14 protein-coding genes are annotated in these 14,356 nt (G+C 64.7%); all 14 read left to right on the forward strand.

All coding sequences use genetic code 11. The annotated features are described in order from the left end of the window. The first annotated feature begins 146 nt into the window (after positions 1-146). The 14 genes from IVA87_RS10255 to IVA87_RS10320 all read left to right on the forward strand — a co-directional run bounded on the left by IVA87_RS10255 (position 147) and on the right by IVA87_RS10320 (position 14,356). On the forward strand, positions 147-1,406 hold the full coding sequence (locus tag IVA87_RS10255; protein WP_247306215.1) for an ABC transporter substrate-binding protein: 1,260 nt from the start codon (positions 147-149) through the stop codon (positions 1,404-1,406). 81 nt (positions 1,407-1,487) lie between these two features. Continuing rightward, a complete protein-coding gene (locus IVA87_RS10260) occupies positions 1,488-2,390 on the forward strand; it encodes a branched-chain amino acid ABC transporter permease (RefSeq protein ID WP_247306212.1) in 903 nt (300 codons plus the stop codon). Continuing rightward, entirely contained in the window at positions 2,387-3,406 is a 1,020-nt protein-coding gene (locus IVA87_RS10265) for a branched-chain amino acid ABC transporter permease (protein WP_247306209.1), read from the forward strand. The genes IVA87_RS10260 and IVA87_RS10265 overlap by 4 nt, the downstream gene beginning before the upstream one ends. Positions 3,407-3,408: 2 nt before the next feature. Next, positions 3,409-4,164, forward strand: coding sequence for an ABC transporter ATP-binding protein (locus IVA87_RS10270; protein WP_247306206.1), 756 nt, complete (start codon positions 3,409-3,411; stop codon positions 4,162-4,164). Further along, positions 4,161-4,874, forward strand: a complete 714-nt coding sequence (locus tag IVA87_RS10275) for an ABC transporter ATP-binding protein (RefSeq protein ID WP_247306203.1) — start codon at positions 4,161-4,163, stop codon at positions 4,872-4,874. The genes IVA87_RS10270 and IVA87_RS10275 overlap by 4 nt, the downstream gene beginning before the upstream one ends. Before the next feature lie 161 nt (positions 4,875-5,035). Further along, positions 5,036-5,254 (forward strand): hypothetical protein, encoded by a 219-nt coding sequence (locus IVA87_RS10280; RefSeq protein WP_247306200.1) that lies wholly within the window; start codon positions 5,036-5,038, stop codon positions 5,252-5,254. 110 nt (positions 5,255-5,364) lie between these two features. Further along, a complete protein-coding gene (locus IVA87_RS10285; RefSeq protein ID WP_247306198.1) occupies positions 5,365-6,423 on the forward strand; it encodes a putative sulfate exporter family transporter in 1,059 nt (352 codons plus the stop codon). Positions 6,424-6,532: 109 nt separating this feature from the next. Then, positions 6,533-7,705 (forward strand): fumarylacetoacetate hydrolase family protein, encoded by a 1,173-nt coding sequence (locus tag IVA87_RS10290; protein WP_247306196.1) that lies wholly within the window; start codon positions 6,533-6,535, stop codon positions 7,703-7,705. A 363-nt stretch (positions 7,706-8,068) separates the two neighbouring features. Beyond that, positions 8,069-9,034 carry a galactofuranose ABC transporter, galactofuranose-binding protein YtfQ gene (ytfQ, locus tag IVA87_RS10295; RefSeq protein WP_247278231.1) on the forward strand — a complete coding sequence of 322 codons (966 nt, stop codon included), beginning with the start codon at positions 8,069-8,071 and terminating at the stop codon, positions 9,032-9,034. 115 nt (positions 9,035-9,149) lie between these two features. After that, positions 9,150-10,694 carry a sugar ABC transporter ATP-binding protein gene (locus IVA87_RS10300; protein ID WP_247306194.1) on the forward strand — a complete coding sequence of 515 codons (1,545 nt, stop codon included), beginning with the start codon at positions 9,150-9,152 and terminating at the stop codon, positions 10,692-10,694. After that, positions 10,691-11,683: an ABC transporter permease gene (locus IVA87_RS10305; protein WP_247333478.1), complete on the forward strand. Its 993-nt coding sequence runs from the start codon at positions 10,691-10,693 to the stop codon at positions 11,681-11,683. The genes IVA87_RS10300 and IVA87_RS10305 overlap by 4 nt, the downstream gene beginning before the upstream one ends. Continuing rightward, entirely contained in the window at positions 11,680-12,660 is a 981-nt protein-coding gene (gene yjfF / locus IVA87_RS10310; RefSeq protein ID WP_247306192.1) for a galactofuranose ABC transporter, permease protein YjfF, read from the forward strand. The genes IVA87_RS10305 and yjfF overlap by 4 nt, the downstream gene beginning before the upstream one ends. Further along, positions 12,657-13,433, forward strand: a complete 777-nt coding sequence (locus IVA87_RS10315) for a FadR/GntR family transcriptional regulator (RefSeq protein ID WP_247306190.1) — start codon at positions 12,657-12,659, stop codon at positions 13,431-13,433. Before yjfF ends, IVA87_RS10315 begins: the two co-directional genes overlap by 4 nt. Beyond that, positions 13,430-14,356: a Gfo/Idh/MocA family oxidoreductase gene (locus IVA87_RS10320; RefSeq protein WP_247306188.1), complete on the forward strand. Its 927-nt coding sequence runs from the start codon at positions 13,430-13,432 to the stop codon at positions 14,354-14,356. Before IVA87_RS10315 ends, IVA87_RS10320 begins: the two co-directional genes overlap by 4 nt.

The raw sequence follows: 14,356 nt of genomic DNA on the forward strand, positions 1-14,356 counted from the left end.
ACCTCACTTCCTCCCTTGATGAATTCTGACTCGTAATTCATCTTTGGCTTGACGTCACCCCCGCCCCTCTGAAATCCTTGGGATCACGGAGACGAGACGATCTCCGGCAGGGATCAGGACACGCCGACCCGAAAGAGGGAGGGAAAATGATGAGAACCCGCACGCCGGGCATCAGCCGCCGTTCCACGCTGGCGCTGATGGGCGCCGGCGCGATAACGTTTGCCGCGCCCTGGGTGGCGCGTGCGCAAGCCAAGACCATCAAGATCGGCATGCCGACGATCCTGTCGGGCCGTGTCGCGCAGCTCGGCACGTCCTCGCGCAATGCGGTGATGCTGGAGGTCGAGAAGGTCAACGCCGCCGGCGGCCTCGCCGGCCGGCAGATCGAGATGGTGATCCGCGACTCCAAGGGCCAGCCGCAGGAAGCCGCGCGCGTCGCGCGCGAACTCGTCAACACCGACGGCTGCGAGTTGCTGCTCGACGGCGAGGCGTCCTCCGGATCGTTCGCGGTGCATGAAGTCGCGCGCGATCTCGGCGTGCTCTGCGTCCACACCTGCTCGGAAGCATCTTCGCTGACGGCCGATCCCAAGCAGCACATCCCGAATGCGTTCCGCTGCGTGCGCCAGGGCATCCACGATTCCATCGTCGGCGGCAGCTATGCCGCCTCGATCGCGAAAGCCAAGGGCCTGAAGAAGTGGGCGACGTGTTCGCCCGACTACGCCTACGGCCGCGATACCACCGGAGAGTTCACACTGTATCTGAAGCGCTTTGCGCCCGAGGTCGAAATCGTCAGCGAGTCCTGGCCAAAGCTGTTCCAGCCCGACTACACCGAAGTGGTGACGAAGATCCTCCAGGCCAAGCCGCAGGCGCTGTATTCCTGCCTCTGGGGCGGCGATCTCACCTCCTACATCGACCAAGCCAACATCTACGCGATGTTCAGCCAGATGGAGGTGTTCGCAGTCAACATGGCCGACTACACAGCGCTCACGGTGGTGAAGAACCTGCCGAAGGGCATCCATTCCGGTAATCGCTACATCAAGACGTTCCCGGCCACGCCGGAGAACGCAGCCTGGGGGGATGCCTACAAGGCCAAGTACAACGAGTATCCGACCAACTGGTCGTGGCAGAACGCCACCGCGGTGATGTTCCTCAGTGAAGCCGCGAAAAAGGCGAACTCCGCCGACGGCAAGAAGATCGCGGAGGTGCTGAAGGGCCTCACCATCAAGTGTCCGTTCGGCGCCGACGGCACCGTGACGATGCGCGGCGACGACCACACCCTGGTCGGCTACGCCATCGGCTGGGGCACCACCATCCCGCAGGAGCCGTATGTACCGGAGGTCAAGGCCGGCGACTGGAAGACCATCTTCGAGTTAGAGGCCGAATGGAAGAAGAGCAAGGGCTACACCTAACGCCGCGGCGGAGAGGGGGGACCCTCTCCGCCGTTTTCGTTTTCCGCGCCGTATCAGGCGCGCCGCAATGAAAGTGCTCTCGTGGATCTCGACGCGCTCGCCGGCTGCCTCGCCAGCTCCGCCTGCTTGGTGACGCAAACCACCAGCGGCCTCATCATCGGCATGCTTCTGTTTCTCGTCGCGGTCGGGCTGACCCTGATCTTCGGTGTGCTCAAGGTCGTCAATTTCAGCCATGGCGCCTTCTACATGTTCGGCGCCTACTTCGCGATGACGGCCTACCAGCTCACCGGCAGTTTTGCGCTCGCCATGCTGGCGGGCGCGGCCGGCACCGCGATCCTCGGCCTGATCTTCGAGCGCGTCTTCATGAGCCGCGTCTATGGCGCCGACGTGCTGATGCAGCTGCTTGTCTGCTATGCCTTCGTGCTGATCTTCGACGATGTCGCGCGCATCATCTGGGGACCGGAGTTCAAGTCGATGGGCATGCCGTCCGCGTTCCAGGTGATGCCGCTATTCATCGCCGGTGGCGTGGTGCCGCCTTATTATCTATTGCTGATCGGTGTCGCGCTTCTTGCGGCCGTCGTGCTCGGTATAGGATTGTCGCGCAGCCGCATCGGCAAGGTGATCCGCGCGGCCGCGCACAATCCCGGCATGGTCTCGGCGCTCGGCATCAACACCGGCCTGATCTATGGCGGCGTGTTCGCGCTCGGCGGCATGCTGGCGGGTCTTGCCGGTGCGCTCGCGGCTCCTGTGCGGTCGCTGACGCCGGGCATGGGATTTTCCGTGCTGATCGAGTCCTTCATCGTCACCGTGATCGGCGGCATGGGCTCGATCCTGGGCGCGCTGATCGGCGCGCTGCTGCTCGGGCTGATCCGCTCGTTCGGCTCGCTCGGCTTTCCCCTGTTTACCGAAGGCCTGATGTATCTTTTCATGGTGATCGTGCTGGTCTCCAAACCTACCGGCCTGTTCGGCAGGGAGGCGGTATGACCGAGCTCGAGGCCGGTCGCGCCGAAACGCTGGCGCCGGTGCGCAGCGGTGCCGTACTGCGACGCTACCGTGACGTCCTGATCGCGCTGATCGCCTTTGCCGTGCTGGCGAGCCTGCCGCTCTTCACCGGCAGCAAGGCCCTGCTCGATTTCGTCATCCGCTGCTCGGCCTACGGCCTGTTTGCGACGTCGCTCAATCTGCTGGTCGGCTATACCGGCCTGACCTCGTTCGGCCACGGCATGTTCTTCGGGCTTGGCGCCTACAGTTTTGGCCTCATCATGCAGAAGCTCGGCGTGCCGATTCCCGTCGCCTTCGTCGCGACGCTGGCGATCACCGCAATGGTCTCCGCGATCATCGGCGCCATCTGCGTGCGGCTGAAGGAGATTTACTTCGCCTTCGTGACGCTCGCATTCCAGATGCTGATCCACTCGACCATTTTGTCCTGGGCCTCCTTCACCGGCGGCGACCAGGGTCTGCGCGGCGGCATTCCGCGACCGCCGTTCCTCGGAATTGACCTTGCCAATCACGTCCATCTCTATGTCGCGAGCTGCGCGCTGCTGATTCTCGGCCTGCTCGCGATGCGCCAGATCGCGCAATCACCGTTCGGCTACACGCTGCGCATGATCCGCGACAACGCCGCGCGCGCGAGCTTCGTCGGCATCGACGTCTGGCGCGCCAAGCTCACCGTGTTCGTGCTGGCGGCTTTGTTCGCGTCGATGGGCGGCATGGTGATGGCGCTGTTCGTGTCCGGCGCCTATCCGGAATTCGCCTATTGGACGATCTCGGGCGAGGGCATTTTCATCAACATGCTTGGCGGCGTCTCGACCTTCCTCGGGCCGATGGTCGGCACCGCGCTGCTGCTTCTGCTCAACGATACCGTCACACGTTTCACCGAGTATCACGGCATCGTGCTTGGCGTCGTCATCCTGTTCTTCGCGCTGGGCCTGCGCAAAGGTCTCCTGGATTTCGCCGCCGAATGGCTTGCGCAGCGGCGCGACGCTGGCGAGGGGCGCTAGCGATGCTCGAGATCCGCAACCTCGCAAAATCGTTCGGCGGCGTGAAGGCGACCAACGACGTCTCGCTCGACTTCCCCGACGGCTCGCTGACCGCGGTGATCGGCCCGAACGGCGCCGGCAAGAGCACCTTCTTCAACCTGATCACCGGCGCCTTGAGGCCGGATTCCGGCCAGGTGCTGCTCGACGGCGTCGATCTCGCCGGCCGCTCGCCACCGGAGATCGTGCGCCACGGTATCGGCCGCGCCTTCCAGGTTGCCAGCATCTTCAAATCGCTCACCGTGCAGGAGACCATGCTCGCCGCCGTCAGCGCCGACCAGCGCACCTCGGCGGTGCTGCACAAGCGCTTTCCGCTGCCGGAGACGCGCGACCGCGCTGAGCATGTGATGGAGCTGCTGGGCCTCGCCGGCAAACGCCATCGCACCGCCGCGACGCTGTCGCACGGCGATCAGAAGCTGCTCGACATCGCGCTCGCGCTGGTGCTCGATCCAAAGGTGCTGCTGCTGGACGAGCCAACCGCCGGGATGGGCCCGGAGGAGCGCTGGCGCATGATCGACAAGGTGCGTGAGCTCTGGGAGACGCAGAAGATCACCGTCGTCTTCATCGAGCACGACATGGACATCGTGTTCAAGATCGCGCCAAAAATCGTCGTGCTTTGCTACGGCCGCATCCTGGCCACCGGCACGCCCGACGAGATCCGCAACAACAGCGCGGTGATCGAGGCCTATCTGGGCACCGAGCATGCGGGAGCTGCGGCATGAACGCAGCCGTCATCGAAGTCGCCGATCTCGATGTCTATTACGGCACCAGCCAGATCCTGTTCGGCGTCAATCTGTCGGTGCGGCAAGGCGAGACCATGGCGCTGTTGGGCCGCAATGGCGCCGGCAAATCGACGACCATGAAGGCAATCATGGGGCTGGCGCCGCCGCGGAGGGGCAGGGTCAACCTGCGCGGCGCGGTGATCTCGGGCCTGAAGCCGCACACCATCGCGCGCGCCGGCCTCGGCTTCGTGCCGGAGGACCGCCAGATCTTTCCGGAGCACACGGTCGAGGACAATCTGGTCATCGGGAAGAAGAAGGGACCGGAGGGCCAGGACGAGTGGCCGATCAAACGCATCTACGAGGTCTTCCCGCTTCTGGAGCCGCTGCGCAATCGCATCGCCGGGCGTCTTTCGGGCGGTGAGCAGCAGATGCTCGCGATCGCGCGCACGCTGATGGGCAATCCCGCGCTCCTGCTGCTCGACGAGCCGAGCGAGGGCCTCGCGCCGATCATCGTGCAACGGATCGGCGAATTGTTGCGGCAGCTCCGTTCGCTCGGATCGACGGTGCTGATCGCCGAGCAGAACATGCATTTCTGCCTGGGGCTGGCGAGTCACGCCACGATCATCGACAAGGGCCAGATCGTCTATGCCGCCGGAATCGACGAGCTGAAGGCCAATGAGGCGATCCGGCGCAGGTATCTGGCCCTGTAGCCCGCCGGTGTCTCAATAGGCCGAAGAAGAAAACTATTGTGCCGGGGTTGTCGAACGGAAGGAGTTTTCCCTCCGGAGGGCAAAAACGCCAATCGCTTCCATTGCCGTTTGGGGCCGAAAAGACGACATTCCCATCAGAATTTGATGGGTTGGCCAGAGCCATGGAACGTACCGGATTTGAACCCTTCGGCGAGCAATTGGTGTCCGCGACGGACACCCAGCCGCGGTCGCGTACGTCAAAGCTTCTGCTGCGGGCCGGCACCGGCCTGTTCTGGTCGCTGATTGCGGGTATCGTGCTTGCCCGCGCTGCCTTCTTCGAGCCCGGCATCTATGACGGCTTCAGCCGCGTCGCTTCGCTGGCCAAGAGCCTGATTTTCTAGGGCCGATTATTCCGGGCTGAGGATAGAATCTCCCTCGGGCCTGATATGTCGAAAACTTATTTCCCAACGGAAGCGCGCTGCGTATAAATCTTCTCCTCTGGGAGAGATTTGTGTCGCAGAATCAAGCATCCAGCCCGGCCGATGCCAAACCGGCCACCGCCGCGAGCCGTATTGCGGCACTGATTCCCGGCATTCTCCTCTGCGTTTTGGTCGCCGGTATTTCGGCGCTGCTCGAGCGGGCGGAACTCGGCGTCTTCGAGCATCCTTATGTCGAGGCGCTGGTGATGGCGATCCTGCTCGGGATGGCCTTGCGCAGCTTCTGGAAGCCCGCGCCGCGTTGGCAGGCCGGCATCGCCTTTAGCGCCAAACAGCTCCTCGAAGTCGCGGTCATGCTGTTGGGGGCCTCCATCAGTTTTGCCGCCATTGCCGCCTCAGGCATCGCGCTGCTCGCGTCGATCGCGGCCGTCGTCGTGATCGCGCTCTGCGTCTCCTTCGGGCTCAGCCGCATGCTCGGACTGTCGACACGGCTGTCGATCCTGATCGCCTGCGGCAATTCGATCTGCGGCAATTCGGCGATTGCGGCTGTGGCGCCGATCATAGGTGCCAATAACGACGAGATCGCATCCTCCATCTCCTTCACTGCCATCCTGGGCGTGATGATGGTGCTGGGCCTGCCGCTGTTGATTCCGCTTCTGCAATTGTCCGCCACGCAATACGGCATTCTCGCTGGCCTGACCGTCTATGCGGTCCCGCAGGTGCTGGCGGCGACGGTGCCGGCCGGACTCGTCTCCACGCAAATCGGCACGCTCGTGAAATTGATGCGCGTATTGATGCTTGGGCCGGTCGTCGTCGGCCTCTCGTTGGTTGCCTCGCGCTGGCACAGCGATGCCAAGAAGACCAATGTCGGCTTCTTTCGGCTTGTGCCGTGGTTCATCCTCGGCTTCCTCGCGCTGGCGACCCTGCGCTCCCTGGAGATCGTGCCGGCCACGGTGGTCGGACCGGTGACGAAGATCACCGGCTTTCTCACCGTGGTCTCCATGGCCGCCCTCGGCCTCGGCGTCGACGTGCGCGTGTTGGCGAATGTCGGGGGCAGGGTGACAGCAGCCGTGACGCTGTCGCTGATGCTGTTGCTTGGCGTCAGCATTGCACTGGTGCATTGGTTCAAGTGACAGCGCGTGCCGCCTCTCTGGACATCCCGCGCCAGACGTTTATTGGTCTTCGCTAATGTGACCGGCCAGCGTTCAACGCGGCCGATCCGAAAACAGCGAGGACGCGGCCATGACGACATTAACGGTTAAAGACCTTCTCCCCGAGGACGGCACGCGGGGAACGCTGGCCGGCCGCGTCTGGCTGCCGCAGGTGAATGGCCCCGCCGTCGTCGCTGTACGTGGTGACGGCGTCTTCGATGTTACCGCAGAGTTTCCCACCATCAGTACGCTTTGCGAAGCGGACGATCCAGCCAACGCGCTTAGGGCGGCCAAGGGTGAGAGGATCGGCGATCTCGAGGCGATCGTCACCAATACGCCGCCGGACCAGCGCGATCCTCAAAAACCGTGGCTGCTTGCTCCCGTCGACCTCCAGACTCTGAAAGCCGCCGGCGTCACCTTTGCGATCTCGATGCTGGAGCGCGTGATCGAGGAGCGCGCCAAGGGCAATCCGGCTTCGGCCGAAGCAATCCGCAAAGAAGTGACGCGGCTGATCGGCGATGATCTTTCGAAGCTCAAGCCCGGCTCCGACCAGGCGATGCATCTGAAGCAGGTGCTGATCGACCAGAACGCCTGGAGCCAGTATCTCGAGGTCGGCATCGGTCCCGATGCCGAGGTCTTCACCAAGGCGCCGACATTGTCGTCGGTCGGCACGGGCATGGATGCGGGCCTGCATCCGAAATCGACCTGGAACAACCCCGAGCCGGAGCTCGTGCTGTTCGTCTCGAGCCGCGGCAAAATCGTCGGCGGCGCGCTCGGCAACGACGTGAACCTGCGCGACTTCGAGGGCCGCTCGGCGCTGCTGTTGTCGAAGGCCAAGGACAACAACGCCTCCTGCGCGATCGGCCCGCTGCTGCGCCTGTTCGACGATACGTTCTCGCTCGACGATGCGCGCAAGCTGGACATCAGTCTGAACGTCAAGGGACAGGACGGTTTCGTCCTCAACGGCCATTCCTCGATCAGCAAGATCAGCCGCGATCCGACAGATCTCGTCGAACAGACCATCGGCAAGGTGCATCAATATCCAGATGGTTTCGTGCTGTTCCTCGGCACGATGTTCGCTCCCGTCGAGGATCGCGATGCGCCGGGACAGGGCTTCACCCACAAGCGCGATGACATCGTCACGATCGCCGCGCCCCAGCTCGGCAAGCTCGTCAACCGCATGCGCACCAGCGACGAGTGCGAGCCGTGGACGTTTGGAATCGGTGCGCTGATGAAGAACCTGGCGCAGCGGAAGCTGATTTAGCGCCCCTGCGTTTCGATTTCGCATAAGCGAATTTGCAGAAGGTCGTCATGCCCGGGCTTATCCCGGGCATTCACGTCCTTTGTCCCGGTGGGTCAGGCGTGGATGGTCCGCACAGGCCCGGCGGCGGCAGCCGAGCCGTATAATTTCCTTCATCTACCCGTTGTATCGGCGGAACAAAATCCCGCTGAGCGTGTCGTCTGCGCAAAGCCCGCATCCCTCCTCCTTCATCCCAATAGTAAAATAATATGACTATACGGGGCTAGATTTCCGTGAAATAGTGCCTGTCGCTGGCTCGAAGGCTGGCCTGCGGGTGCCATGCTACCAACCTGCGCCCCCAGATAAACATCTTGGGAGACACGCCTGATGACCCTCAAAGCCCTCTTTGCGGCCAGCGCCACGACCGCGTTGCTGCTCGCCCTGCCGGCGAATGCCGCCGAGCTCACCATCGGCTTCTCGCAGATCGGATCGGAATCCGGCTGGCGCGCGGCCGAGACCTCGGTCTCCAAGCAGGAAGCCGCCAAGCGAAAGGTCAATCTCAAGATCGCCGACGCGCAGCAGAAGCAGGAGAACCAGATCAAGGCGATCCGCTCCTTCATCGCGCAGAATGTCGATGCGATCTTCCTTGCGCCTGTCGTCTCGACGGGCTGGGATTCGGTGTTGAAGGAAGCCAAGGAGGCCAAGATCCCGGTCGTGCTGCTCGACCGCGACATCGATCCCTCGGGCAAGGATCTTTATCTCACCGCTGTCACCTCCGACAGCGTGCACGAAGGCGAGGTGGCCGGCGACTGGCTGGCCAAGACTGTGGGGACGAAAGCCTGCAACATCGTCGAATTGCAGGGCACGGTCGGCGCGAGCGTCGCCGCCAACCGCAAGAAGGGTTTCGACACCGCCATCGCCAAGCACGCGAACCTGAAGGTGGTGCGCAGCCAGACCGGCGACTTCACCCGCGCCAAGGGCAAGGAGGTGATGGAGAGCTTCATCAAGGCCGAAGGCGGCGGCAAGTCGATCTGCGCGGTCTACGCGCATAATGATGACATGATGGTCGGCGCGATCCAGGCGATGAAGGAAGCCGGCCTCAAGCCCGGCAAGGAGATTCTCACGGTCTCCATCGATGCCGTCCCCGATATCTTCAAGGCGATGGCCGCGGGCGAGGCCAATGCGACTGTCGAGCTGACGCCGAACATGGCCGGCCCCGCGCTCGATGCGATTGCGGCTTTCAAGGACAAGGGCACGGTTCCGCCGAAGTGGATCCAGACCGAATCCAAGCTCTATACCGCCGCCGACGATCCGCAGAAGATCTATGACAGCAAGAAGGGCCTCGGTTACTGAGGCGGATGCCGGTCGGACCGCGTCTTGCGGTCCGACCGCGCGCTTCGAATCTGCTGCGCGAACGATAGGCTGGGTGACCGCATCGTTAGCGGGCATTGCCGGGAGTGACGTTGTCATGGAGAACAGCCCCGATCCTGCTCCGGCCCTTCTGGAGGTGCGCGGGATCAGCAAAAGCTTCGGTGCTGTGCGAGCGTTGCAAGAGGTCGACTTCACGCTTCGCGCCGGCGAGATCCATGCGCTGCTCGGCGAGAACGGCGCCGGCAAATCCACGCTGATCAAGGCGGTCACCGGCGTGTTCCCACGCGATACCGGCATCGTCAGGCTCGGCGGTGAAGAGGTCGCGCCGCGCTCGGCCAAGGCGGCGCTTCAGGCCGGCATCGCCACCGTCTACCAGGAAGTCAACCTGCTGCCGAACCTCTCGGTGGCACAAAATCTGTTTCTCGACCGCCAGCCGATGCGTTTCGGCATTGTCCGCGAGGGCGAGATGCGTCGCCGCGCCAACGCCTTGCTCGCGGACTTTGGCCTCGATATCGATGTCGCCGCGCCGCTCGGCAGCTATTCTGTCGCCGTGCAACACGTCACCGCGATCGCGCGGGCCGTCGATCTCTCCGCGCGCGTGCTGATCCTGGACGAGCCGACCGCGAGCCTCGACCGCCACGAGGTCGACATCCTTTTCGGCATCATGCGCCAGCTCGCCAAACGTGGCATCGGTATCGTCTTCGTCAGCCACTTCCTGGACCAGGTCTACGAGATCTCCGACCGCATCACCGTCCTGCGCAACGGCCGCCTGGTCGGCGAGCGCGAAACCGCTTCGCTGCCGCGGCTGGAATTGATCCGGATGATGCTCGGCCGCGAGCTGGCCGAGACCACCCGCGCACGGGCGTCTGCCACTGAGCACAAGGCGCGCGAGATCTGCGCGAGCTTCGAGAATTACGGCAAAGCCGGCTACGTCGCGCCGTTCAATCTCGAGCTGCGACATGGTGAGGTCGTTGGTCTCGCCGGCCTGCTCGGCTCGGGCCGGACCGAGACGGCGCGGCTGGTGTTCGGCGCCGAACGCGCCGATCGCGGCCAGGCGACGGTGGAGGGCGCACCGGTGCGGCTCCAGTCGCCGCGCGACGGTGTCCGCCACGGCTTTGGCTATTGCCCGGAGGAGCGCAAGACCGACGGTATCGTCGCCGAGCTCAGCGTGCGCGAGAACATCGTGCTCGCGCTCCAGGCCAAGCGCGGGCTGCATCGGCCGCTGTCGCGGCGCGAGCAGGACGAGATCGCGCGTCGTTACGTCAAGATGCTCGACATCCGCCCGGCAGATGCCGAACGCCCGGTCGGCCTGCTCTCCGGCGGCAATCAGCAGAAAGTGCTGCTGGCGCGCTGGCTTGCGACCTCGCCGCGGCTGCTCGTGTTGGACGAGCCGACCCGCGGCATCGATGTCGGCGCGCATGCCGAGATCATCCGCCTGATCCGCGAACTCTGCGACGATGGGCTGGCACTGCTCGTGATCTCCTCTGAACTCGATGAGATCGTGACCTATTCCGATCGCGTCGTGGTGCTGCGCGACCGCGCCCATGTCGAGGAGCTCGCGGGCGAGGCGATCGACGTCGGCAGCATTCTCGCGGCCATCGCCGCCGATGGCGCCGCGATCGCGCATGAGGGGCGGGCATGACAGCGCTGTTGCCGCGCCGCGGCCTTGCCCAGATCCTCGCGCTGATCGTCATCCTGGCGGTCGATCGCGTGGTGTCGCCGCAATTCTTCGACCTGCGTCTTCAGGACGGCCGGCTGTTCGGCAGCCTGATCGACGTGCTCAACCGCGGCACGCCGGTGGCGCTGCTCTCGCTCGGCATGGTGCTGGTGATCGCCACGCGCGGCATCGATTTGTCGGTGGGTGCGGTCATGGCGATCTCGGGCGCGATTGCGGCGAGCCTCGCCGACAGCCACGGTCTGCCGATCGTGCTGGGGGCTGCGCTTGGTGCCGGACTCGTCTGCGGCCTCTGGAACGGCTTCCTCGTCGCCGTGCTCGGCATGCAGCCGATCGTGGCGACGCTGATCCTGATGGTGGCGGGCCGCGGCATCGCCCAGCTGATTACCGAGGGGCGCATCGTAACTTTCTCCTCGCCCGATTTGGTGTGGCTCGGCAATGGCGCTGTGCTCGGCCTGCCGGTGCCGGTCGCGATTGCCCTTGGCATGCTGATCCTCACCGGCGCGGTGGTGCGCGGCTCGGCGCTGGGGCTGCTGATCGAGGCGACCGCTGGCAATGCGCGGGCGAGCGAGCTCGCCGGCGTCGGCACGCGCGCCATGATATTGTCGGTTTATGTCTGGTGCGGCGTCTGCGCCGCGCTCGCGGGCGTGATTGCAGCCGCTGATATTATGGGTGCGGATGCCAACAATGCCGGCCTCTGGCTCGAGCTCGACGCCATCCTCGCGGTCGTGATCGGCGGCACCTCGCTGTTCGGCGGCCGCTTCAGCCTGGTACTGGCCGTGTTGGGTGCGCTGATCATCCAAACCATGAACACCGGCATCTTATTGTCCGGCTATCCGCCGGAGTTCAATTTGCTGGTCAAGGCGGTGGTGGTGCTCGCGGTGCTCTTGCTGCAATCGCCGAAATTCGCCGGCATTGCCGGGACAGCCGCGCGACTGCGGAGGTCCAAAGCATGAAAGGCCTGCCGCCCGTCCTCATCACCGCCATCGTGCTGGTCGCCGGCTTTGCGCTCTGCGCGATGCAATTCCCCAACATTGCCTCGACCCGCGTGGTCGGCAATCTCCTCACCGACAACGCCTTTCTCGGCATCGTCGCGACCGGCATGACCTTCGTCATCATCTCCGGCGGCATCGATCTCTCGGTCGGCTCGGTGATCGGTTTCACGACCGTGTTCGTGGCGCTGGCCATCGAGCGCTGGGGCGTGCCGCCGCTGGTGGCCTTCGTCGCCATCCTCGTACTATCGGCAGGGTTCGGGGCTGCAATGGGCGCCGTGATCCACGTCTTCGACCTGCCGCCCTTCATCGTCACGCTCGCCGGCATGTTCCTCGCGCGCGGTGCGAGCTTCCTGCTCTCGACGGAATCGGTACCGATCACCGCGCCGGTCTACTCCACCATGTCGGACTTCGCGCTGCGGATGCCCGGCGGCGGACGGCTGACGGCCATCGCGATCATCATGCTGGTGATCGTGATCGGCGGCGCCCTGCTGCTGCATCTCACCCGCTTCGGCGCCAATGTCTATGCGCTCGGCGGCAGCCGGGCCACCGCGAGCCTGATGGGCGTTGCAGTCGGCAAGATGACGGTGAAGATCTACATGCTGTCGAGCCTGCTCGCTGGCATCGCCGGCATTGTCTTCTCCTTCTACACCAGCGCCGGCTATTCGCTCTCCGCGGTCGGCGTCGAGCTCGATACCATCGCGGCCGTCGTGATCGGCGGCACGCTGCTCACGGGCGGCCAGGGATCGGTGATCGGCACCTTCCTCGGCGTGCTGATCCAGGGCTTGATTCAGACCTACATCAATTTCGACGGCACGCTGTCGAGCTGGTGGACCAAGATCGCGACCGGCATTCTGCTGTTCGCCTTCATCGCCTTGCAGCAGGGACTGGTCGCGCTGGCACGACGGCCGGTGAGGAAGAGTGCAGGAGCAACCTCATGACCTCACGCATCGTCGTCATCCCGACGCGGCGGGCCCACTCCAACCATGCGGAGGTGGCCCGCTCGATCGGCGTCGATATCATCGCCGGCCGCTATGCGGAGGGAACGCGGCTGCCCGGCGATGCCGAGATGATCGCGATGTTCGGCGTGTCGCGGCCGGTGCTGCGCGAGAGCGTCAAGACGCTGGTGGCCAAGGGGCTGCTCACCACCAAGGCGCGCGTCGGCACCGTCGTGCGCGAGCGCGGCGCCTGGAACATGTTCGACGCCGACGTGCTGGCCTGGCATCTGGACGCCGGCATCGACAAGCGCTTCCTCAACGACCTCGCCGAGATCCGTCTCGCCGTCGAGCCGCGCGCCGCCGTTCTCGCAGCTATGCACCGGTCCGAAGACGACGTCGCTGAGCTCCGTCGCTGCATGGATCGCATGCGGCTTGAAGCGTCGGACTCCGTCGGCTTTGCCGATGCCGACCTCGCGCTCCATGTTGGGGTGGCGCGCGCCTCCGGCAATCTGTTCATGCGCTCGATCGGGCATGTCATCGAGGCAGCGCTGCGCGCCTCGTTCCTGCTGAGCGCCCCGGTCGCGCCGGAGGACCGCGACACCGTGCTGCTCTGGCATCAAAAGATCGTCGATGCCATTGCAGCGGGGGATGCTGACGGCGCCTCGGAGGCGATGGTCTACGTCATTCACAACGGCATGAGCCGGCACGAACACACTGTGATCGAGGCCGCGCCGGCGGATCCGCTGCCACCTGCGAATACTGGAGAGCAAGCGTGACCGAACTTCGCATCGCCATCGTCGGCTTCGGCAAGATCGCGCGCGACCAGCACCTCGATGCAATCGCCGCGACACCGGATGCGACGCTCGCGGCTGTCGCCAGCCGCAGCGCCTCGCTGCCGGGGCTGCCGCATTTCGCCACCATCGAGGAATTGCTGGAGAAGGGGCCGCCGATCGACGCAGTGTCGCTCTGCACGCCGCCGCAGGTGCGCCGCGCCCAGGCGGCCGCGGCGCTCGCCGCCGGCAAGCATGTCATGCTGGAGAAGCCGCCCGGCACCGGCGTCGCCGAGCTCGATCCGCTGATCGCGATGGCAGCGGCGGCGAAGCGGACGTTGTTTGCAACCTGGCATTCGCGCTACGCGCCGGCGGTCGAGCCGGCGCGGCAATGGCTCGCCGAGCGCCGCATCGCCACCGTGCACATCAGCTGGAAGGAAGACGTCCGCGTCTGGCATCCCGGGCAGGGCTGGATCTGGGAGCCGGGCGGCCTCGGCGTGTTCGATCCCGGCATCAATGCGCTGTCGATCCTGACCACAATCCTTCCGCAACCCGTGTTCGTCACCGCGGCCGAGCTGGCCTTTCCGGCCAACTGCCAGGCACCGATCGCGGCGAACCTGACGCTGACTGACATCGACGGCCTGCCTATCAGTGCCGAATTCGACTTCCGCCAGACCGGGCCGCAGAGCTGGGATATCCTCGTGGAAACCGATCAGGGCCAGTTGACGCTGTCCGGTGGTGGCAGGCGGATGGCGATCGACGGCAAGACCGTTGCCGAGGCGCCCGATGAGGAATATCGGGAGCTGTACCGGCGCTTCGTCGATCTCGCTGCGACCGGCGCGAGCGATGTTGACCTGGCGCCATTGCGTCTCGTCGCCGATGCCTTCCTGCTCGGCAAGCGGTCGATCGTCGAACCATTTGTGGACTGA

It is taken from the genome of Bradyrhizobium sp. 147, assembly GCF_023073935.1.
GTDB lineage: Bacteria > Pseudomonadota > Alphaproteobacteria > Rhizobiales > Xanthobacteraceae > Bradyrhizobium.